Origin of the sequence: Phenylobacterium sp. (genome assembly GCF_046463815.1) — a bacterium.
GTDB lineage: Bacteria > Pseudomonadota > Alphaproteobacteria > Caulobacterales > Caulobacteraceae > Phenylobacterium.
Genome location: NZ_JBKBRO010000008.1, coordinates 97,719 through 116,850 on the forward strand (window position 1 = coordinate 97,719; position 19,132 = coordinate 116,850).

At 71.0% G+C, this 19,132-nt stretch carries 21 protein-coding genes; 10 read left to right on the top strand and 11 right to left on the bottom strand.

The annotated features are described in order from the left end of the window. The first annotated feature begins 12 nt into the window (after positions 1-12). Positions 13-1,065 carry a 1,9-bis(guanidino)-5-aza-nonane synthase gene (locus tag ACK4TT_RS07090; protein ID WP_409637387.1) on the top strand — a complete coding sequence of 351 codons (1,053 nt, stop codon included), beginning with the start codon at positions 13-15 and terminating at the stop codon, positions 1,063-1,065. Between the two features lie 49 nt (positions 1,066-1,114). Here ACK4TT_RS07090 and ACK4TT_RS07095 read toward each other — a convergent pair whose 3' ends face one another. The 4 genes from ACK4TT_RS07095 to ACK4TT_RS07110 all read right to left on the bottom strand — a co-directional run bounded on the left by ACK4TT_RS07095 (position 1,115) and on the right by ACK4TT_RS07110 (position 4,287). Next, the gene (locus ACK4TT_RS07095; protein ID WP_409637654.1) at positions 1,115-1,741 is read right to left on the bottom strand and encodes a DUF1345 domain-containing protein; all 627 of its coding nucleotides are present in this window, start codon (positions 1,739-1,741) and stop codon (positions 1,115-1,117) included. A gap of 16 nt (positions 1,742-1,757) precedes the next feature. Next, positions 1,758-2,603 (bottom strand): TIGR00266 family protein, encoded by an 846-nt coding sequence (locus ACK4TT_RS07100; protein ID WP_409637384.1) that lies wholly within the window; start codon positions 2,601-2,603, stop codon positions 1,758-1,760. A 65-nt stretch (positions 2,604-2,668) separates the two neighbouring features. After that, entirely contained in the window at positions 2,669-3,445 is a 777-nt protein-coding gene (locus ACK4TT_RS07105) for a molybdopterin-binding protein (RefSeq protein WP_409637382.1), read from the bottom strand. Next, positions 3,442-4,287 carry a cytochrome b/b6 domain-containing protein gene (locus ACK4TT_RS07110; RefSeq protein ID WP_409637379.1) on the bottom strand — a complete coding sequence of 282 codons (846 nt, stop codon included), beginning with the start codon at positions 4,285-4,287 and terminating at the stop codon, positions 3,442-3,444. Before ACK4TT_RS07110 ends, ACK4TT_RS07105 begins: the two co-directional genes overlap by 4 nt. Before the next feature lie 122 nt (positions 4,288-4,409). On the opposite strand from ACK4TT_RS07110, the gene ACK4TT_RS07115 reads away from it, so the two are divergent. Then, the gene (locus ACK4TT_RS07115) at positions 4,410-4,670 is read left to right on the top strand and encodes a hypothetical protein (protein ID WP_409637376.1); all 261 of its coding nucleotides are present in this window, start codon (positions 4,410-4,412) and stop codon (positions 4,668-4,670) included. A gap of 55 nt (positions 4,671-4,725) precedes the next feature. Beyond that, positions 4,726-5,643 carry a thioesterase family protein gene (locus ACK4TT_RS07120; RefSeq protein WP_409637373.1) on the top strand — a complete coding sequence of 306 codons (918 nt, stop codon included), beginning with the start codon at positions 4,726-4,728 and terminating at the stop codon, positions 5,641-5,643. Here the strand turns inward: ACK4TT_RS07120 and ACK4TT_RS07125 are convergent. From ACK4TT_RS07125 to ACK4TT_RS07135, 3 genes are all read right to left on the bottom strand, one after another. Further along, positions 5,624-6,520, bottom strand: coding sequence for an alpha/beta fold hydrolase (locus tag ACK4TT_RS07125; RefSeq protein ID WP_409637651.1), 897 nt, complete (start codon positions 6,518-6,520; stop codon positions 5,624-5,626). The two genes, ACK4TT_RS07120 and ACK4TT_RS07125, sit on opposite strands and share 20 nt — an antisense overlap. A 68-nt stretch (positions 6,521-6,588) precedes the next feature. Continuing rightward, a complete protein-coding gene (locus tag ACK4TT_RS07130) occupies positions 6,589-7,530 on the bottom strand; it encodes an MFS transporter (RefSeq protein ID WP_410212693.1) in 942 nt (313 codons plus the stop codon). Between the two features lie 3 nt (positions 7,531-7,533). After that, entirely contained in the window at positions 7,534-7,860 is a 327-nt protein-coding gene (locus tag ACK4TT_RS07135) for a hypothetical protein (protein ID WP_410212694.1), read from the bottom strand. Positions 7,861-7,941: 81 nt separating this feature from the next. Here ACK4TT_RS07135 and ACK4TT_RS07140 point away from each other — a divergent pair, with 81 nt between their 5' ends. The 3 genes from ACK4TT_RS07140 to ACK4TT_RS07150 all read left to right on the top strand — a co-directional run bounded on the left by ACK4TT_RS07140 (position 7,942) and on the right by ACK4TT_RS07150 (position 10,350). Further along, entirely contained in the window at positions 7,942-8,373 is a 432-nt protein-coding gene (locus ACK4TT_RS07140; protein WP_410212695.1) for a DUF488 family protein, read from the top strand. A 61-nt stretch (positions 8,374-8,434) separates the two neighbouring features. After that, positions 8,435-9,310: a crotonase/enoyl-CoA hydratase family protein gene (locus ACK4TT_RS07145; protein ID WP_409637364.1), complete on the top strand. Its 876-nt coding sequence runs from the start codon at positions 8,435-8,437 to the stop codon at positions 9,308-9,310. Positions 9,311-9,396: 86 nt separating this feature from the next. After that, entirely contained in the window at positions 9,397-10,350 is a 954-nt protein-coding gene (locus ACK4TT_RS07150; protein WP_410212696.1) for an IS481 family transposase, read from the top strand. Here the strand turns inward: ACK4TT_RS07150 and ACK4TT_RS07155 are convergent. The 3 genes from ACK4TT_RS07155 to ACK4TT_RS07165 form a co-directional block, all read right to left on the bottom strand. Beyond that, entirely contained in the window at positions 10,347-11,561 is a 1,215-nt protein-coding gene (locus tag ACK4TT_RS07155) for a pentapeptide repeat-containing protein (RefSeq protein ID WP_409637672.1), read from the bottom strand. The genes ACK4TT_RS07150 and ACK4TT_RS07155 overlap by 4 nt on opposite strands. A 69-nt stretch (positions 11,562-11,630) precedes the next feature. Continuing rightward, entirely contained in the window at positions 11,631-12,584 is a 954-nt protein-coding gene (locus tag ACK4TT_RS07160) for a magnesium transporter CorA family protein (protein WP_409637675.1), read from the bottom strand. Positions 12,585-12,644: 60 nt separating this feature from the next. Further along, positions 12,645-13,319: a CHAP domain-containing protein gene (locus tag ACK4TT_RS07165; protein WP_409637678.1), complete on the bottom strand. Its 675-nt coding sequence runs from the start codon at positions 13,317-13,319 to the stop codon at positions 12,645-12,647. 502 nt (positions 13,320-13,821) lie between these two features. Here ACK4TT_RS07165 and ACK4TT_RS07170 point away from each other — a divergent pair. Then, positions 13,822-14,619: a TerC family protein gene (locus ACK4TT_RS07170; RefSeq protein ID WP_409637681.1), complete on the top strand. Its 798-nt coding sequence runs from the start codon at positions 13,822-13,824 to the stop codon at positions 14,617-14,619. On the opposite strand, the gene ACK4TT_RS07175 is transcribed toward ACK4TT_RS07170, so the two are convergent. Beyond that, a complete protein-coding gene (locus ACK4TT_RS07175) occupies positions 14,616-16,778 on the bottom strand; it encodes a primosomal protein N' (RefSeq protein WP_409637684.1) in 2,163 nt (720 codons plus the stop codon). The two genes, ACK4TT_RS07170 and ACK4TT_RS07175, sit on opposite strands and share 4 nt — an antisense overlap. A gap of 63 nt (positions 16,779-16,841) precedes the next feature. Here ACK4TT_RS07175 and fsa point away from each other — a divergent pair, with 63 nt between their 5' ends. The 3 genes from fsa to ACK4TT_RS07190 are packed head-to-tail and all read left to right on the top strand — an operon-like array spanning position 16,842 to position 19,120. Further along, positions 16,842-17,495, top strand: coding sequence for a fructose-6-phosphate aldolase (fsa, locus tag ACK4TT_RS07180; protein ID WP_409637687.1), 654 nt, complete (start codon positions 16,842-16,844; stop codon positions 17,493-17,495). 12 nt (positions 17,496-17,507) lie between these two features. Then, positions 17,508-18,209 carry a DUF484 family protein gene (locus ACK4TT_RS07185; protein ID WP_409637690.1) on the top strand — a complete coding sequence of 234 codons (702 nt, stop codon included), beginning with the start codon at positions 17,508-17,510 and terminating at the stop codon, positions 18,207-18,209. Continuing rightward, positions 18,194-19,120, top strand: a complete 927-nt coding sequence (locus ACK4TT_RS07190) for a tyrosine recombinase XerC (RefSeq protein WP_409637693.1) — start codon at positions 18,194-18,196, stop codon at positions 19,118-19,120. The genes ACK4TT_RS07185 and ACK4TT_RS07190 overlap by 16 nt, the downstream gene beginning before the upstream one ends. Positions 19,121-19,132: the final 12 nt, after the last annotated feature.

Below are 19,132 nucleotides of genomic sequence, written 5' to 3' on the forward strand. Positions count from 1 at the left end.
GGAACTTTGAGAATGAACGCTCCCGTGAACTCGAACCGCAAGGCCGAGCTCCTGGCCAACACCGTCGAGCACGTGGCGATCGACCAGTACGACGCCCGGCCGATCATCGATTCCATGCGCAAGATGAGCTTCACGAGCCGCGACACGGCCCGTGCCGCCGACATCTGGCAGATGAGCCTCGAGGACAAGGACTGCTCGACCTGGCTGACGCTGGCGGGCTCCACCTCGGCCGGCGGCTGCATGCACATCTACCGCGACATGGTGAAGTACGGGATGATCGACGCCGTGGTCGCCACCGGCGCCTCGATCGTCGACATGGATTTCTTCGAGGCGCTTGGCTTCAAGCACTACCAGGCCCAGTCGAACGTCGACGACCGCGACCTGCGCGACCTCTACATCGACCGGATCTACGACACCTACATCGACGAGGAGGAGCTGCAGGCCTGCGACGCCACGATCTATGAGATCGCCGAGGCGCTCGAGCCGCGCCCCTACTCCAGCCGCGAGTTCATCTACGAGATGGGCAAGTGGCTGGCGGCCGGCAACGCCAAGAAGCCCGACAGCCTGATCGAGGTCGCCTATCGGGAGGGCGTGCCGATCTTCTGCCCGGCGTTCGTGGACTCATCGGCCGGCTTCGGCCTGGTGAAACACCAGGTCGAGCGGATGAAGGCGGGCAAGCCGTACATGACCATCGACGCGGTGGCCGACTTCCGCGAGCTCACCGAGATCAAGCTGAAGGCCGGCGCCACGGGCCTGTTCATGGTGGGCGGCGGCGTGCCGAAGAACTTCGCCCAGGACACCGTGGTCTGCGCCGAGATCCTCGGCCACGAGGTCGACATGCACAAGTACGCCATCCAGATCACGGTGGCCGACGTGCGCGACGGCGCCTGCTCGTCCTCGACGCTCAAGGAGGCCTGCTCGTGGGGCAAGGTGGACGTCACCTGGGAGCAGATGGTGTTCGCCGAGGCCACCACCGTGGTCCCGCTGATCGCCTCCAACGCCTGGCACCTGGGCGCCTGGAAGACCCGCCAGAAGCGCCGCTGGAACGACCTGTTCCAGAAGTAGCGACAACGAAGGCCCCGGAGCGATCCGGGGTCTTTCCCGTTCCAGGGGCCTAGCGCCCCACGAGGACCGAGGCGGCCACGCCCACGGTCAGCGCCACCACGCCAATGTTGAACAGGAAGGCGCCCACGCCGTGCAGCAGCGCCAGCCGGCGCAGCCGGCGCTCGGCGATCTGGACGTCCGAGACCTGGAAGGTCGCGCTCAGGGTGAAGGCGAAATAGCAGAAGTCCCCGAAGTCGGGCGCGCCGCCGCCGGGAAACAGGAGGCCGCCCTCCGGCGCGCGGCCATCGTAGTAGAGGTGGGCGTAGTGAATCGCCATCACCAGGCTGGCGAAGGTCCAGGCGAGCGCGAGCGACGCCAGCACGACGGTCAGGAGGACCGGCGATTCCCGCGCCGCCTCGGCCTCGCTGACCACCGCCAGGACGATCGCCGCGATCACCACCGCCGAGATCACCGGCGCCAGGGGCCGCCCGGCGTCCTCCCGAGCCGCCTTTCGGCGCAGGCTCTCGGCGTCCCCCTTCATGAAGGCCGGGAGCATGGAGACGGCGAAGGCGACGGCGCCTATGTCGAAGCCCGTCAGGAACGCCAGGGTGGGCGCGACCCCCGCCGCCAACGCCGTCACCGACCCCGCGGCCAGAAGGCCCAGGAACAGCAGGAACCGGGGCGGGGCGGGGATCATGGCCACGGCCCCGCCGTTACCGGTTACCGCCGATCAGGTCGCCGAGGTCGCCCAGGATCGAGCCCTCGCCACGGTTCTGCCCGCCATACCCCCCGGCGGCGGCGAGCATGCGGCCGGCCAGCCTGGAGAACGGCAGCGACTGGACCCACACCTTCCCCGGTCCCCGCAGCCTGGCGAAGAACAGCCCCTCGCCGCCGAAGAAGACGCTCTTCACGCCGCCGGCCATGACGAGGTCGAAGTCGACGCTGGGCGTGTAGGCGGCGAGGCACCCGGTATCGACGTGGATCTCCTCGCCGGCCCGCAACTCGCGCTCCACCAGCGTCCCGCCCATCTGGACGAACACCCAGCCGTCGCCGTCCAGGCGCTGCATGATGAAGCCCTCGCCGCCGAACAGGCCGGTCATCACCCGGCGCTGGAACTGGACGCCGATGGAGACGCCGCGGGCGGCGGCCAGGAAGCTGTCCTTCTGGCAGATCAGCGTCCCGCCCAGGTCGCCCAGGCGGAGCGGCAGGATGGCGCCCGGCGTCGGCGAGGCGAAGGCGACGCGCGCCTTGCCCTGGCCCGTGTGGGTGAAGACCGTAGTGAACAGGCTCTCGCCGGTGATCAGCCGCTTGCCGGCGCCCAGCAACTTGCCCATGAACCCGCCCTGGCCGGCCGAGCCGTCGCCGAAGACGGTGGTCATCTGGACGCTGGCGTCCTTCCAGACCAGAGCGCCGGCCTCGGCCACGGCGCTCTCGCCCGGATCGAGCTCGATCTCCAGGAACTGCAGCTCTTGGCCCTTGATGTCGAAGTCGATGTCGTCGGCCACGCCGGCGCTGCGGACGTGGTGGGTGGGGCTCGGGGACCAGGGGCTCTGGGACATGGGAGAGACTCCTCAGGATTCGAGGCGCCAATCTACGCGGGCGCGCCGCGAAGGAAACCGCCGCCTCAGATCCCCGCGTACCACTGGTAGCCGCGGTCCTCCCAGAAGCCGCCCTTGCCGTCGCCGAAGCGGGCGAAGTCGTCCACGGCCTCGACGCGCATGACGTACTTGGCGTGCTTGTAGCCGAGCTGGCGCTCGACCCGCAGGCGCAGGGGCGCGCCGTGTTTCACAGGCAGCGGCGCGTCGTTCATCGCGTAGGCCAGGATGGTCTGCGGGTGGTAGGCGTCGATCAGGTCGATGCTCTCGTAATAGCGGCCCTCGCCCGGCGGCGCTGAAGGGTCCAGGGTGTCGGCGCAGTGGAAGACGAGGTAGCGCGCCTGCGGCTTCAGGCCCGCCCGGTCCAGCAGCGGCCCTAGCCTGGCCCCCGTCCATTTGCCGATGGACGACCACCCTTCGACGCAGTCGTGCCGGGTGATCTGGCTCCGCGCCGGCAGCGCCCGCAACTCGGCCAGCGAAAGGCTCAGCGGTCGCTCGACCAGGCCGTCCACGACCAGCCGGTAGCCCTCGAACCCCGCCGCCTTCAGGGCCAGGTACTCGGGGTCGCGAGGATCGGTGGAGCCGTTGGCCTTGAAGTCCGGTGAGATGTCGGTCGGGGCGAACTCGCGGGCCAGGGCCTTGCGGTCGGTGACCAGCCGCTGGGCGCGACGCGTCAGGTCCTCGCCGGTCGAAAGCAGGCGGGTGAAGCCGGGGCTGGCGTTCAGCCGGTCGCAGCCGGCTAGCCACAGGCCGGCCAGCGAGGCGCCGGCCGCCTTCAGCCAGCCACGGCGGTCAGGTCCGCTCATGGGCGTTCCTCTCCGAACTCGATGGCGTAGCGGCCGGTGATCATGGACCGCAGGTTGTTCCAGAATCCCGACGCCACGGCCATGACGAGGTGCACGAGCACGAACAGCACGATCAGGCCGGCGCTGAGGAAGTGGATCGTCCGCGCCGACTGTCGCCCGCCGAAGAGGTCGATCAGCCAGGGAACCGTGGCGTTGAAGCCCGGCGACATGCAGAGCCCCGTCACGGCCATCAGCGGCAGGAGGACCAGCACGACGCCCAGGTAGGCGCCCTTCTGCAGCACGTTGTAGCGCCGCGCCGCCTCGCCCTTGGGGAACCGGAGCAGGGCGTGGGTGGCGATCTCGTGGATCAGATTGCGAGGCCGCAGTTCGTCGCGCCTCGGCCACAGGTCGCGGCGCAGGTGGCCCGAGACGAGGCTCCAGGCCAGGTAGACGGCGAGGTTGATGGCGAACAGCCAGGCGAAGAAGAAGTGCCAGCGCCGGCCGCTGCCCAGGTCCTTGTAGCTGGGGATGGTCGCCCAGGCCGGGAAGGCGCGCTTCTCCCGCGCGCCTTCAGGACCCGTCCAGCCGAGCACGCCGGTGGTGTCGAAACGATATGCGCCGACCTGGGTCATGCCGCGTGGCTCGCCGCCGACCTCGCGCATCCCAACCGAGACCCAGGGCGCGGCGAAGGTCGAGGCCTGGCCCCAGTAGAGCGCCGGATGGGCGTTGAAGATCTGCAGCCCGCTCATCAAGAGCAGGCTGACGGCCAGCACGTTCAGCCAGTGGGCGATGCGCGTGACCGCCGCGTGCCGGCGGACCAGCATGCGGCCCGGCGCGCGGCCAGGACGGGGGATGTCGGCCATGTCGTCGCTCCTCCGCCCTACCTTGCCACAGCCGAGTTACGGTCGCGAGGCGGGCCTGGACGCGGGGCGGAACATCGCCCCGGTCCCCGCGCTTTGCTCCCGAACGACCTCAGGAGGAGCCGATGGCCGGCAAGGACGAGATCCAGAGCGAAGGCCGGCGCGAGAACGCCGCCCAGCCGCTGAGCGCATCCGATAACGCCCGGGGCGCGGAGCGCTATCCGGCGGTCCGCCAGGACGACGCGGTGGAGGCCGAGCCGCGCGCCTTCGGGAAGGTCGGCAATCCCGAGCCCCGGCAGGGCGCCGGCGACGCCACCGTCCCGCCCTCGGCCAAGGCGAGCCGGATGGGTCCGGGCGGCGATCCGTCCGAGGGCAAGCCGCGCTAGCTCGCCGCCCCGACGCCCCCTAGACTTACCGGCGGTAAGTCAGGGGGAGCGGCCGGTGAGCGGAGCGGGGGTGGAAGTCTGGCGGGGCGGCGTCGCGACCTGGGAGTGCGACGCCATGGGCCACCTGAACGTCGGCTTCTACGTGGCCAAGTCGATGGAGGGCCTGGCGGGCCTCGCCGCCGAACTCGGCATGCCGCACGCCTTCGCCCCCGACGCCCGCGCGACGCTCGTGGTCCGCGAGCAGCACATCCGCTTCCTCAAGGAGGCGCACCCCGGCGCGCCGCTGCACATGACGGGCGGGGTGGTGGAGCTGGGCGAGGACCACGCGCGCCTGCTGCTGCTCATGCTGCACAAGGACGGCGAGATCGCCGCCAGCTTCCAGACCGTCGTCGCCCACGCCACCGCCGAGGAGGGACGCCCCTTCCCCTGGCCGGACCGCATCCTGGCCCGCGCCGAGGCCCTGCGCATGGACGTGCCGGAGAAGGCGCGGCCTCGCTCCATCGGGCTCGATCCGGTGCAGACCCAGGCGAGCCTCGCCCGCGCCGAGGAACTGGGCCTGAAGCGCACGGCCCTGGGCGCCATTCGCACGGCCGACTGCGACGCCTTCGGCCGCATGCGCACCGAGCTTATGATGGCCCGCATCTCGGACGGAATCCCGCACTTCTTCGAGGGCAGGCGCCCGGGCGCCGGGGACGAACGCCGGATCGGCGGGGCGGCGCTGGAGTACCGGCTCATCCATCACGACTGGCCCCGCGCCGGCGACCGCGTGGAGTTGCGCTCGGGCTCGGCGGGCGGCGACGCGCGCTTCCGGCGGCTGGTCCACTGGCTGCTCGATCCCGCCACCGGCAGGCCCTGGGGCAGCGCCGAAGCCATCGCCGTCTCCTTCGACCTGGAGACGCGGAAGATCGTCACCCTCTCGGACGAGGAGCTCGCCCGGGTCGAGGCCGACGCGATCAGCGGTCTTTCGCTGTAGCCGCCAGCAGTTCGCGGACCTTCTGCGGCCGCTCCATCGGCAGGAAGTGGCTGGTCCCGGGAACCAGCTCGACTGCGATCCGGCCCGTGGCGGCGAGCTCCGCCTCGTGACCCTCCAGCCGGGCCGTCGAGCCATGTTCGGCCTTCAGGATGCGGATCGGGCAGCGGCTGTCGCGGAAGGCCGCCCACGGGTCGTAGTTGTGCATCCGGAAGTTCGAGGCTTCCCACTCCGGCGCGCAGGTCAGCGTCACCTCGCCGTCGGGCGTCTCGCGGAACCCGGCCTCCACATAGTCGGCGAGCTGTTCGGGCCGCCAGGTCTTGAACGCCCCCCGGCCCGCGTAGGCCTCGTGGGCGGCGGCCTTGCTCGGGAAGGTCCGGCGACGCCGCAGCGCGCCCTGGACCAGCGGGCTCTCGGCGATCTCGGGATTGTCCTGCGAGCGGCCGACCAGCATGTCGGGCGAGAAGATCACCGGGTCGATCAGCGCCAGCGCCTTCACCCGGTCGGGCTCGGCCGCCGCCGCCAGGAGGCTGGAGGTGCCGCCCATGGAATGCCCCGCCAGCACCACGGGGTCCTCGGTCGCGGCGGCCAGGAAGGCCAGCAGGTCGTCGCGGAACTCGTGCCAGCCCTCGCGGTCGTCCGGATGGGCCGGCAGCGTGCTCGCGCCGTGACCCCTGAGGTCGATGGCGAGGATGCGCAACTCGTCCGCCAGAGGCGCCAGGATGGTCCGGTAGGTGCGGGCGTTGAAGCCGTTGGCGTGGGAGAAGACGATGTCGACCGGCCGGTCCTGCGGTCCGAAGTCCAGGAAGGCCATCTCGCCGCCCCGGCTCTTGAGCGGCACCCGCCCGGGGCGCGGCTCGTACTCGACCTTGGCGTCCATCGCGTCCATGGGGTCCCTATAGCCGACCGGCCGGGAAGCGAAACCGTGCCCCAGCGTCACGCGGCCCTTCAGGCGGCGACGGGAACCGCCTCGCGGTCGCCGCGGCCGATCCACAGGGCGGCGGCCCCGGCGAAGAGGCCCAGGACGCCCGCCAGCACGAAGGCCTGCAGGTAGCTGCCCTGGACGTCGCGCAGCACCCCGCCCAGGAAGGCCGCCGTGGCCGCGCCCGCCTGGTGGCCCGCCGCCACCCAGCCGAAGACGATGGGGGCGTTGCGCTCGCCGAAGTTCTCGTTGGCCAGCCGGACGGTGGGCGGCACCGTCGCCAGCCAGTCCAGGCCGTAGAACACCGCGAAGATCGTCAGGCTGAAGGCGTCGAAGGTCAGGAACGGCAGGGCCATCAGCGAGAGGCCCCTGAGCGAATAGTAGGCGAACAGGAGCTTGCGCGGATCGTAGCGGTCGGTGAGCCAGCCCGAGGCCGTGGTCCCCACCATGTCGAACAGGCCCATCAGCGCCAGCAGGCCGCCGGCCTGCATCAGCAGCAGGCCCTTGTCGGCGCAGAGCGAGATCAGGTGGGTCCCCACCAGGCCGTTGGTGGTGAAGCCGCAGACGAAGAAGGTCGCGAACAGCAGCCAGAAGGCCGGCGTGCGGGCGGCGCCCGCCAGCGTTCCCAGGGCGAGCCTGACCGCGTCGATGGCCCGGCCGCGCGGGGCGTCGTCGGGGGCGTCCGCGGCGCCGTAGGGTTTCTGGCCGATGTCGGCGGGCCGCTCGGGCAGCAGCAGGAGGACGAGCGGGATCAGGGCGGCCGAGGCCGCCGAGACGGCGATCACCACCGGCCGCCAGCCGCCGGCCTGGGCCAGCGCCGCCATGGCCGGCAGGAAGATCAGCGAGCCCGTCGCCGTGCTGGCCGAGAGCAGGCCCATGACCAGCCCTCGCCGGGCGACGAACCAGCGGTTCACCACCGCCGTTCCCAGCACCAGGGCCACCGCCCCGCTGCCGAAGCCCGAAAGCACGCCTCAGGTGGCCACATAGTGCCAGGGCTCGGTCATGAAGAGGCTCAGGCCCGTCGACGCGCTCATCAGCACGAGGCCGGCCAGCAGGGTGCGCTTGAGCCCCAGGGTCTGCATCAGGGCCGCCGCGAAGGGGCCCACCAGGCCGTAGAGGAAGATGCCGATGGCCGCCGCCGCCGAGAGCTGGCCCCGCTCCCAGCCGAACGCCTCGTGCAGGGGTGTCAGCAGGACGCCGGGCGCCGAGCGCAGGCCGGCGGCGGCGAGCAGGGACAGGAAGATCACCCCCGCCACCACCCAGGCGTAGTTCTGGCCGAAGGGCCGGCGCGTCGTCATGATGGGGGACCTAAGCGCGGCGACGCCGCAGTCCAAGGCGCCAGTCCGGAACTGGTGGCCTCAGCCCGGCTTTTCAAGACGATGAAGCTCGCCACCATCGGCTACGAGGCGGCCCCGCAGGCCGCGGTGATCCAGAAGCTGAAGGCCGCCGGCGTCGAGGTGGTGATCGACGTGCGCGCCATCGCCGCCTCCCGGCGCGCCGGCTTCTCCAAGGGCCTGCTGTCGGCCAGCCTGGAGGACGCCGGCATCGGCTACGTCCACCTGCGCGACCTGGGCACGCCCAAGCCCGGCCGCGACGCCGCCCGCAAGGGCCGCACCGCCGAGATGCGCGCCATCTACGAGGAGCATCTCAAGGAGCCCGCCGCCCAGCTCCAGCTCGCCCAGGCGGTCGAGATCGCCAAGGGCCGCAAGGCCGCGCTCCTCTGCTATGAGGCGCAGGCCTGCGGCTGCCACCGCCGCATCGTGGCCGAGCGCATGTGCGAGGCCGCCCCCTTCGAGGTGGAGGACCTGTAGCGCCCCCCTTGGCTTACCGCGCGTCAGAGGCCGATGATCGGGGCCTCGTAAGGAGACGCCCATGAACGCCCCCGCCCCGATCGACGTGACCGCCGCCGACTGGACCTGCTTCGACGTCGAGATCGCGGACAAGGTCGCCCACATCCGGCTGAAGCGCCCCGAGGCGCTGAACACCATGGTCCGGGCGTTCTGGAACGAGCTGCCCCTGATCGTGCGCGACATCAGCGACAACGCCCGCGCCCGCTGCATCGTGATCTCGTCCACCGGCAAGCACTTCTGCGCCGGCATGGACCTGGCGGTGTTCCAGGGCGGCGGCTCGACCTCGGCGCCGGCCTCGCAGGACAAGCACGTCAACGCCGAGGCCATGCGCTTCCACGTCAAGCTGCTGCAGGACGCCTTCTCATGCCTCGACCAGGCCCGCATGCCGGTGATCGCGGCGATCCAGGGCGGCTGCGTCGGCGGGGCGGTCGACATGACCAGCGCCTGCGACATCCGCTACGCGACGTCCGACGCCTTCTTCGTGATCCAGGAGATCAACATCGGCATGACCGCCGACGTCGGGACCTTCCCCCGCCTGTGCAAGCTGATCCCCGAGGGCTGGGTGCGCGAGCTCGCCTACACCGGCCGCAAGTTGCCCGCCCAGAAGGCCAAGGAGATCGGCCTCGTGAACGAGGTGTTCGACACCCATGAGCAGCTCTTGGACCATGCGCTCGCCACCGCCCGCGAGATCGCCTCGAAGGCCCCGCTGGCCGTCACCGGCTCGAAGGTGATGATCAACTACGCCCGCGACCACTCGATCGCCGACGCCCTGGACTACATCGCGGTCTGGCAGACGGGCATGTTCTCAGGCCCCCACATGGCCGAGGCCTTCAAGGCCAAGGCCGAGAAGCGCGACGGCGACTTCCCCGACCTCGCCCCGCTCCGCAAGGAGATGTGAGCTAGATGTGAGCTGCAGGTAGGTTGTCCATCCGATCCTGACCGAGGAGGCTGGAGTTGCGACGCTTCAGCGAGTCGGAGGATCGGATGAACTTGCACAAGAATGCCCGCACGACGCCGGCCAGTCGAGCCGAACTGGTGCGGCGGGTGCTGGAGGAAGGCCAGGCGGTGAAGGCGGTGGCCGCCGCCTTCGGGATCGACGTGAAGACCGTCTACAAGTGGGTGGAGCGGTTCGAGGCCCAGGGTCCGAAGGGCCTGGAGGACCGATCCTCCAGGCCCGCGCGACTGCGCGATCCGACCCCAGTGGCCGTGGTGGAACGGATCATCGCGCTGCGTCGCGAGCGGCGCACGGGCGAGCAGATCGCGCGCGAGACCGGCGTCTCGGCCTCGACGGTGAGCCGCATCCTGCGCGAGGCGAAACTGAGCCGGGCGAAGGACTTGGAGCCGGCGGCGCCGGTGGTGCGCTATGAGCGCGAGCAGGCCGGCGAGCTGATCCACCTGGACATCAAGAAGCTCGGCCGCTTCGAGGCCGAGGGCCACCGCGTCACGGGCGACCGCCAGGCCGGCCGCTCGCGCGGCGCGGGCTGGGAGTTTGTCCACGTCTGCGTCGACGACGCCTCGCGCATCGCCTTCAGCCAGATCCTGCCCGACGAGAAGAAGCAGAGCGCGGTCGTCTTCCTGCGGGCGGCGGTCGCCTACCTGGCGAGCCTCGGCGTCAGCGTGCAGCGGGTGATGACCGACAACGGCTCCTGCTACCGAAGCCGCGCCTTCCGCAAAGCCTGCGCCGAGCTCGGGCTGAAGCATATCCGCACCCGGCCCTACACGCCCAAGACCAACGGCAAGGCCGAGCGCTTCATCCAGACCGCGCTCAGAGAATGGGCCTACGCCCAGGCCTACCCCACCTCAGCCCATCGCGCTGTCGAGCTGCCGCTCTGGCTGCACCGCTACAACTGGCATCGGCCGCACGGCGGGATAAAATCACAGACGCCCATCAGCCGACTCGGCTTGGATCGGGACAACCTGTTGAGGCTCCACAGCTAGACCTCCAGCTCGGCGCCGGTCAGGTCGCAGCCGTCGGTCTGGGCGGCCTTCAGGTCGGCCTCCAGGAACCGGGCCTTCACCGCCGACGCGCCCCGCAGGTCGGTCCCGCGCAGGGATGCGCGGGTGAAGTCCGTGCGCACGAAGCGGCCCGGCGCGATCATAAGCGGCCCCATGCGCGCGCCCCGCAGGTCGGCGCGGGCGAGCTGGGCGTCGGTGAACTTCGCGCCCCTGAGGTCCGCCTCGCGCAGGTTCGCGCCCCGGAAATCGCAGCCCGACAGGTCCGCGCCCTGAAGCTGGGCGCCTTCCAGATCCATGCCGAAGAAGATCGAGCGCGGCGCGGCGAGCGCGGTCAGCTTGCGGCGCTTCAGCGCCTTCAGCGGACGGAAGTCCACCTGCTCCAGGCGCATCACCTTGCCGCGCGCGCCGTCGCTGTCGCAGTAGGTCTCGTGGTCGGCGAGGATCTCGTCCAGGGCCCGGTCATCGACGTAGACGATGGGGGGCGGAGCGCGCAGCACCTCCGAGAGGTCCACGTCCTCCAGCCTCGCCTGCTCCAGGTTCACCCCGGCCAACACGGCGCGCTTCATCGAGGCGCCGGTGAGGTCGGCGCCGCCCAGGTCCGCGCCCGACAGGTCCGCCCCGTCCAGCACCGCCCGCGTCAGCCGCGCGCCCGCCAGGACCGCGCCCGCCAGGTTGGCGTCGGTGAAGTCGCTGGCCATGGCGATGGTGCCGGCCATCTGGGCGCCGGCGAGGTTCGCCCCCGACAGCACCGCATAGTTCAGTTCGCCCGGCCGGTGCTCGTGGCGCAGGATGCGGAAGCCGTCGAGCTTGTCCTGCAGGGCGATGCGGCCCTCGCGCAGGTCGCAGCCGGCCATGTCGGCGCCCGAGAGGTTCGCGCCCTTCAGGCAGGCGCCGCGCAGGTCGGCGCGCTTCATGTTGGCGCCGCGGAGGTCGGCCTCGCGCAGGTCCGAGCCGAACAGGATGGCCCGCGCCAGGTTGGCCTTGGACAGCATGGCGCCCTCGAGCTTGGCGCCCGACAGGTCGGCGTCGCGCAGGTCGACGCCCTCCAGCGAGCAGTTCGAGAGATCGGCGTAGGTCAGGGACAGGCGCCGCCCGCCCGAGCGGCCGGCCAGATAGCGCCGATGCGCCTCCAACGCGTCGTGCAGCGTCTGGGCGTCGATGGCCAGATGGTGCTGTTGAGCCTGGGACTGCATGAAGACCTTCGGCGGGGACCTTCACGCGCCGCGCTTAAGGAACGGTTGCGGGGCAACCCTAACGGAGGGTTAGAGCCAGCCCCGCCGCTTGAACCACAGGATCGGCAGCACCGCCGAGATGACCATCAGGACCAGGGCGAAGGGATAGCCCAGCGGCCAGTGCAGTTCGGGCATCCGGTCGAAATTCATGCCGTAGATGGAGGCCACCAGGGTCGGCGGCAGGAAGACCACCGCCACCACGGAGAAGAACTTGATGATGCCGTTCTGCTCGATGTTGATCAGGCCCAGCGCCGCGTCCAGCAGGAAGGAGACGTGGCTGGACTGGTAGCTCGCGTGCTCGGTCAGCGACTGGGCGTCGCGCTGCAGCGAGTCCAGATGGGCCCGGCGCTCGGGATCGCCCGAGATTTCCGGGGCGAGGGCCGCGAAGCTGAGCAGGCGGGCAAGGCTCACCAGGCTGTTGCGCGTCAGGGCGATCACCGACTGGGCGTGGGCGAGGTCGGTGAGCAGCGGGCGGAAGTTGCCGCTCTGCGGTCGCTGGAAGATCGAGAGCGACGCGGCTTCCACGGAGTCGCCGGCGCGGCCCAGCACCTCGGCCAGGCGCTCGACGACAGCGTCCAGCAGGCCGAGCAGCGCCGAGACCGCCGACTGGGCCTCGCCTTCCCGCACCCGCTCGCCGAACACCTCGAAGGCGCGCAGCTTCTCGTAGCGGACCGTGACCAGGACGCCCTTGCCCACCACGAAGGTCGCCGGCGTGGCGTGGGGCTTGGGCGCGCTGCTGTGGGCGAGCAGCGTGGCGGTCATGAAGGTCGCCCCGTCCTCCTGGTAGAGGCGGGTGGAGGGCTCCAGCGCCTCCATCTCGTCGCGGGTGGGCAGTTCAAGGCCCAGCGCCGTCTCGACCGCGAATTCCTCCTCCCGCGTCGGACGGACGAGGTCGATCCAGACCACGTCCGGACCGGGCCGCCAGTCGGCCCCGGCGCTCTCGGTCTGGAAGCCGTGGGTTCCGCGCCTCAGGACGTTCAGCATGGCGTCTCCTCGCGGCCCATCTGCGGGCGCGGGACCGGAGCCGTCAACCGGCGCGGAAACTCAGTTGCCGGGGGTCTCGCCACGCGCCGCCGCCGCGATCAGGGCGGCGATGCGGTCGGTGGAATCGGCGGCCTGGCTCAGCACGCCCAGGGGGCCGGCGCCCGGACGCACGGCGGCGCCCATCTGGCTGGCGGCCGACTGGGCCACGGCGATCATGCCGTTCTGGAGCTTGGACACGCCCGAGGCCGCCATCACCCGCGCCGTGGCGTCGGGATAGATGAAGCCGTGGGTCGGATAGGTGGACCCGCCGAGGTCGCGGCTGGGATCGTACCAGACCTTCACCTCGCTCCAGTCGCCCTGGGGCGACACGTCGATGACGGTGACGTCCTTCTCCACCTTGCCGCGCGACCCCTCGATGGGGGACCAGTTGGCGTGGGTGATCTGGACGACGCGGTCGGTCAGCACCTGGCTGACCACGGCCACGTGCCCCAGGCGCATGCGCGCCGTCGGCTTGAAGCACAGCACCGCGCCGGCGCGCGGCTGGTAACCGGTCTCGTACCGGCCGGCGGCCTGCTGCCACCAGGTGCGCGCGTCGCCGAAGATCTGGATGCCCGAGATCAGGCGCGCGAAGGGCACGCATTGCCAATAGGTATCGGCGATGGCCCCCGCAGGGGCGAGGACCATCACGGCCGCAGCGGCCAGGGAACCCACGAGGGTCCTCGTCCGTTTGCGCATGTTTTGGCTACTCCCCGACACTGGGCGAAGGAATAACCCTATCCGCGACTGAGTGAAAAGAGGGTTTACACCCAGCGCCGACGCGTCGCCCGGAATTTATCCACAGGACGCCAGCGGCCCGCTCACGCTTAGCCGGAGGCCATAAAATTAGAGCCAAAGTTATTGCCGTTCATATTCCTGAATATCAAGCATCATATGCCGGATGCGTTAGCCAAGTCGCCGTATTTGAACTCTCGATTTCGGGAAATCCATTCTCCGAATACACGATCCTATACAGACTGTAATGACGACCGGTGGCGGGGCAACAATCTGAAACAATCCCCGACCGGCCCGCGGGCGCCGTTTTTCGAGGCGCCGCCAAGTCGTGGGTCTGCTCCTTCACAAAACCGAGAGCTGGTGAGCGGCGGGTGGCGGCGGCGCCGAAAAAACGAACAGCGCTCTCCGGGTCTAGGCGAAGCCGTCGGAAACGCTATCTAGCTTGGCTGCATATGGGGAGAACTGAATGGATATCGCCGCGCTCCTGAGCGACCCGGCCGCCTGGGCCGCCCTCGTCACCCTGATCGTGATGGAGGTGGTGCTGGGCATCGACAACCTCATCTTCATCTCGATCCTCTCGAACAAGCTGCCCGAGCATCAGCGCCAGAAGGCGCGGCGCATCGGCATCTCGCTGGCGCTCATCATGCGCCTGGGCCTGCTTTCGACCCTGGCCTTCATCGTGGGTCTCACCCAGCCCGTCTTCGAGCTGCCCTGGCATGGCCCGATCGGCGAACACGGCGAGCCGATGTTCGAGCTGTCGTTCTCCTGGCGCGACCTGATCCTGATCGCCGGCGGCCTGTTCCTGGTCTGGAAGGCCACCAACGAGATCCACGAGAAGGTCGACCCGGCCGCCACTCACGGGGTGATGGACGCCGACTCCAAGGTCATCTCGAACATGGGCTCGGCCATCGCGCAGATCCTCCTGCTGGACCTGGTGTTCTCGGTGGACTCGATCCTGACGGCCGTCGGCATGACCGACCATCTGCCGATCATGGTCACGGCCGTGGTGGTGGCGGTGGGCGTCATGCTGCTGGCCGCCGATCCGCTGGCGAACTTCATCAACAAGAACCCGACGGTCGTGATGCTGGCCCTGGGCTTCCTCTTGATGATCGGCGCCGTGCTGATCGCCGATGGCTTCGGCTTCCACGTGCCCAAGGGCTACATCTACGCCGCCATGGCCTTCTCGGCCGGCGTCGAGGCCCTGAACATGCTGGCCAGGCGCGCGGTCGCCCGGAAGGCGCCGCACGGAGAGACGAAGCACTAGAGGAAGCTGTACGGGTCGATGTCGATGGCCACCCGGACCTGTCCGGGGGGCCGGACCCGGGCGCGCCAGGCGGCCATGTAGGCCGAGAGGTCCACGCCCCGGTCCGCCCGCACCAGGAAGCGCTTGCGCCGGCGACCCCGCACCAGGCCCAGCGGGGCGTCGGCCGGCCCGTACACCTCCACCCCCGGCGTGTTCGGCGCGGCCTCGGCCATGCCGCGCACGAAGGCGTCGAGCTGGGTCGCGTCCGGCCCCGAGGCGATCACCGCCGCTAGGCGCCCGAACGGCGGCAGGCCGGCGGCCTCCCGCTCGGCCATCTCGGCCTCGACGAAGGCGTCGCGGTCCTGGGCCTTCAGGGCCTGCATCACCGGGTGCTCGGGCGCGTAGGTCTGCAACAGGGCCCGCCCCGGCCGGTCCTTGCGCCCGGCCCGGCCCGTGGCCTGGGCCAGGAGCTGGTAGGTCCGCTCGGCGGCCCTGAGGTCGCCGCCGCGCAGGCCGAGGTCGGCGTCCACCACCCCCACCAGGGTCAGCTTGGGGAAATTGTGGCCCTTCGCGGCGGCCTGGGTGGCCACCAGGATGTCGATCTCGCCCGCCGCCATGGACTCCACGAGCCGCCGCGCCTCGCGGGCGTCGAACACCGTATCTGACGAGAAGACCACCACCCGGGCCTCGGGGAACAGCTCGCGCGCCTCCTCCTCCACCCGCTCCACGCCGGGCCCGATCGAGACCAGGCTGTCCCTGGCTCCGCAGTGGGGACAGGCGGCCGGCTTGGGCATGGAGAAACCGGTCAGGTGGCATACGAGGCGGCCCGAGTAGCGGTGCTCCACCAGCCAGGAATCGGTGTCGGGCGCGCACAGCCGCTCGCCGCAGGCCTTGCAGAGCACCAGCGGCGCATAGCCCCGCCGGTTGAGGAACAGCAGCGTCTGTTCGCCGCGCGCCCAGGTCTCGCCCATGGCCGCGATCAGCGGGGGCGAGAGCCAACGGTCCTTATCGGGCGGGGTCTCGCGAAGGTCGATCAGCTCGATGTCCGGCAGGCGCGCCGTTCCGTGCCGGGCGGAGAGCCGCAGCCACCGGTAGCGTCCGGCCTCGGCGTTCCGGAGGCTCTCCAGCGACGGCGTGGCCGAGGCCAGGACCACCGCCGCCCCCTCGATCTTGCCCCGCGCCACCGCCAGGTCCCGGCCGTGGTAGATGAAGCCGTCCTCCTGCTTGAACGAGCTGTCGTGCTCCTCGTCCACGACGATCAGCCGAAGCTTGCGGAACGGCAGGAAGAGCGCCGAGCGGGCCCCCACCACGATCCGGCAATCGCCCGAGGCTGTGGCCTCCCACACGCGCCGCCGCGCGGGCGGGGCGACGTCCGAGTGCCACTCGCCGGGCGGGGCGCCGAAGCGGTTCGCCACGCGCGCGATCACCGCCTGGGTCAGCGCGATCTCCGGCAGCAGGATCAGCACCTGGGCGCCCGGATCGGCCGCCAGCGCCTCGGCCGCGGCCTCCAGATAGACCTCGGTCTTGCCCGAGCCGGTCACCCCGTCCAGCAGGGCGACGGAGAAGCCCCCGACCCGCACCATCTCCTTCAGGGCGCCGGCCGCCGCCGCCTGGCTGGCGTTGAGCGCCGATCCCGCCCGCGACAGGTCGGGCGGCGGGAAGGTCGCGGCCTCGACCACGAAGCGTTCGGCCAGCGCGCCCTCGTCCAGCAGTCCCTTCACGACCCCGGCCGAGACGCCCGCCGCCCGGGCGAGGTCGGCGCCGCTCATCGGCCTTCGCGCGGCGGCCTCCAGCACGCGGGACCGGGCCGGCGTGGCGCGGGCCGGCGCGACGCCCGTCGCCTCCAGCACCCGCACAGGCTTGGGCTTCGGCGCGCGGGCGCCCCGAAGGGCGATGGCCAGCGGCTGGCCGGGCGCGTCCACCGAATAGCGGGCGGCCCACTGCACGAACTCCAGGGTTCCGGGCGGCAGGGGCGGATCGTCCAGGCGTTCGGCGACGGGCTTAAGCGGCCGGTTGCCGCCGGCCGCCTCGCGCAGGGCCGCCACCACGCCGCGCATCAGCCGGGGGCCCAGCGGCACGGCCACCTGGTCGCCGGGCGCGAGCGCCATCCCCTCCGGCTCGGCGTAGTCGAACGCCTCGGGCAGGGGCATGGGGATCAGGACGGAGGCGATGCGGCTCATCTGGGGGTTCGCTCACGCCCTCATGGCGGCTACAAGCGGCGCGAACAAGCCCGGATCGGACCCATGCAGCTCTTCCTCGACACCACCGACGTCGCCGCCCTGAAGGACCTCGCCGCCACCGGCCTGGTGGACGGCGTCACCACCAACCCCTCGCTGATCGCCAAGTCGGGGCGGAACATGCTGGAGGTGATCGCCGAGATCTGCGGGATCGTCGAGGGCCCGGTGAGCGCCGAGGTCGCCTCGACCGACGTGGAGGGCATGCTGGCCGAGGGCCGCAAGCTGGCGGGCGTCGCCCCCAACGTGGTGGTCAAGGTGCCGCTGACCCGCGAGGGCCTGATCGCCACCGCCGAGTTCTGCGCCGAGGGGATCGCCACCAACGTCACCCTGTGCTTCTCGGCGACCCAGGCGCTGCTCGCCGCCAAGGCGGGCGCCACCTACATCAGTCCGTTCATCGGCCGCCTGGACGACCACGGCGCCGACGGCATGGACCTGATCACCGAGATCCGGGCCATCTACGACAACTACGACTACGACACCGAGATCCTGGCGGCCTCGATCCGCACGCCGGCCCACGTGAAGGAGGCGGCGCTGGCCGGCGCCGACTGCGCGACCATTCCGCCCGACGTCTTCCAGGCCCTTTTCAAGCACCCGTTAACCGAAAAGGGGCTTCAACAATTCCTCGCGGACTGGGCCAGGACGGGCCAGTCGATCTTGTAGGGGGTTAACCATATGGACGGTTCGCAGGGCGATATGTTCGAGGCCGCCCCGCTGGCGCCGTCCCCCCTCTCGCCCGAAAGCGTCCGGCGCTTCCTGGCCGACAACCCCGAGTTCCTGCGCGAGGACGACGGCCTGCTGGCCGAGCTCGGCCTGAAGGTCGCCGCCGGCAACGTGGTCGACTTCGGACCGGCGGCCCTCGCCCGCGTCCACGCCGCCCACCAGCGCGAGGCCGAGCAGCGGCGCGAGCTGGAGGAGGTCGCCCGCGCCAACTTCGCCGCCCAGGCCCAGATCCACGGCGCCGTCGTCGACCTGCTGGATGCGCGCAACCCTTCGGACCTGGCCCGCCGGGTGGACGAGCTGGCGCGCAGCCGCTTCGGCCTCGCCGCCGGCGTCATCGCGCTGGAAACCGACGGCCTGCCGCCCGCCGGCTGGGTGCGCCTCGTCGAGGGCCAGGTGGACATGATCCTGGACGGCCCCCAGCGGCTCGCCCGCATGGGCTTCGCCCCCACCGCGCTCGGCCTGTTCGGCGAGGCCAAGGACGAGGTCCGCTCGATGGCCATGGTGCGCATGGCGATCTGGGAGCCGTCCCGCACCGGCCTGCTGGCCTTCGGCTCGGCCGATCCGGTCGGCTTCACCGAGGACATGGGCTCCGAACTCGTCGCCTTCCTGGCCCGGGTCGTGGAGCGCACGGCGGAGCGATGGCCGCTCCTCTGACCGCCTTCCAGGCCCGGGCCGCCTGGCTTGAGCACCTGGCGAACGAACGGCGCGCCTCGCCCCGGACGCTGGAGGCCTACGGTTTCGCCGCCGGCCGCTACATCACCTTCCTGGAGCAGCACCGCGCCGAGAGCCTCTCGGCCAAGGACCTGGGCTCCGTCACGGCCGGCGAGGTCCGCGCGTGGCTCGCGCACCTGCGGATGGGCGAGAAGCCGCTGTCGCCCCGCTCGCTGTCCCAGGCGCTGTCGGCCATCCGCACCTTCCACCGGTTCCTGGACCGGCGGCTCGACATCCCCAACCCCGCCATCGCCCTGGTGCGCGGGCCGCGCGTGAAGCCCGGCGCGCCGCGCCCGGTCACCGAGGACCAGGCCGTGGGGCTGATCGCCGAGCCGGCCCTCGACCCGGACCGCGAGGACTGGGAGGTCGCCCGCGACCAGGCGGTGCTGACCCTGCTCTACGGCTGCGGCCTGCGGATCTCGGAGGCGCTGTCGCTGAAGCGGTCGGAGGCGCCGCTTCCCGACCAGCTCCGCATCACCGGCAAGGGTTCGAAGACGCGGATCGTGCCCGTGCTGCCGGCCGTGCGCGAGGCGGTGGACGACTATCTGGCCGCGGTCCCGTTCGGCCTCTCCCCCAACGATCCCCTGTTCCGGGCCAAGCGCGGCGGGCCCCTAAGTCCGCGCCACGTCCAGGCCACCGTCCAGACCCTGCGCGGGCGCCTCGGCCTGCCGGCCAGCGCCACGCCGCACGCGCTCCGTCACTCGTTCGCCACGCATCTGCTGGGCGCCGGCGCCGACCTGCGCTCGATCCAGGAACTGTTGGGCCACGCCTCGCTGTCCACGACCCAGCGCTACACCGAGGTGGACGCCGCCGCCCTGCTCAGCGCCTATTCGAGCGCCCATCCAAGGGCATGACGCCGGGCCGCC

Excerpts from the sequence above, each read along its gene's own strand:
- ACK4TT_RS07090 (WP_409637387.1), top strand. The coding sequence starts at position 13 with ATGAACGCTCCCGTGAACTCGAACCGCAAGGCCGAGCTCCTGGCCAAC.
- ACK4TT_RS07095 (WP_409637654.1), bottom strand. The coding sequence starts at position 1,741 with ATGATCCCCGCCCCGCCCCGGTTCCTGCTGTTCCTGGGCCTTCTGGCC.
- ACK4TT_RS07100 (WP_409637384.1), bottom strand. The coding sequence starts at position 2,603 with ATGTCCCAGAGCCCCTGGTCCCCGAGCCCCACCCACCACGTCCGCAGC.
- ACK4TT_RS07105 (WP_409637382.1), bottom strand. The coding sequence starts at position 3,445 with ATGAGCGGACCTGACCGCCGTGGCTGGCTGAAGGCGGCCGGCGCCTCG.
- ACK4TT_RS07110 (WP_409637379.1), bottom strand. The coding sequence starts at position 4,287 with ATGGCCGACATCCCCCGTCCTGGCCGCGCGCCGGGCCGCATGCTGGTC.
- ACK4TT_RS07115 (WP_409637376.1), top strand. The coding sequence starts at position 4,410 with ATGGCCGGCAAGGACGAGATCCAGAGCGAAGGCCGGCGCGAGAACGCC.
- ACK4TT_RS07125 (WP_409637651.1), bottom strand. The coding sequence starts at position 6,520 with ATGGACGCCAAGGTCGAGTACGAGCCGCGCCCCGGGCGGGTGCCGCTC.
- ACK4TT_RS07135 (WP_410212694.1), bottom strand. The coding sequence starts at position 7,860 with ATGACGACGCGCCGGCCCTTCGGCCAGAACTACGCCTGGGTGGTGGCG.
- ACK4TT_RS07140 (WP_410212695.1), top strand. The coding sequence starts at position 7,942 with ATGAAGCTCGCCACCATCGGCTACGAGGCGGCCCCGCAGGCCGCGGTG.
- ACK4TT_RS07145 (WP_409637364.1), top strand. The coding sequence starts at position 8,435 with ATGAACGCCCCCGCCCCGATCGACGTGACCGCCGCCGACTGGACCTGC.
- ACK4TT_RS07150 (WP_410212696.1), top strand. The coding sequence starts at position 9,397 with ATGAACTTGCACAAGAATGCCCGCACGACGCCGGCCAGTCGAGCCGAA.
- ACK4TT_RS07155 (WP_409637672.1), bottom strand. The coding sequence starts at position 11,561 with ATGCAGTCCCAGGCTCAACAGCACCATCTGGCCATCGACGCCCAGACG.
- ACK4TT_RS07160 (WP_409637675.1), bottom strand. The coding sequence starts at position 12,584 with ATGCTGAACGTCCTGAGGCGCGGAACCCACGGCTTCCAGACCGAGAGC.
- ACK4TT_RS07165 (WP_409637678.1), bottom strand. The coding sequence starts at position 13,319 with ATGCGCAAACGGACGAGGACCCTCGTGGGTTCCCTGGCCGCTGCGGCC.
- ACK4TT_RS07170 (WP_409637681.1), top strand. The coding sequence starts at position 13,822 with ATGGATATCGCCGCGCTCCTGAGCGACCCGGCCGCCTGGGCCGCCCTC.
- ACK4TT_RS07175 (WP_409637684.1), bottom strand. The coding sequence starts at position 16,778 with ATGAGCCGCATCGCCTCCGTCCTGATCCCCATGCCCCTGCCCGAGGCG.
- fsa (WP_409637687.1), top strand. The coding sequence starts at position 16,842 with ATGCAGCTCTTCCTCGACACCACCGACGTCGCCGCCCTGAAGGACCTC.
- ACK4TT_RS07185 (WP_409637690.1), top strand. The coding sequence starts at position 17,508 with ATGGACGGTTCGCAGGGCGATATGTTCGAGGCCGCCCCGCTGGCGCCG.
- ACK4TT_RS07190 (WP_409637693.1), top strand. The coding sequence starts at position 18,194 with ATGGCCGCTCCTCTGACCGCCTTCCAGGCCCGGGCCGCCTGGCTTGAG.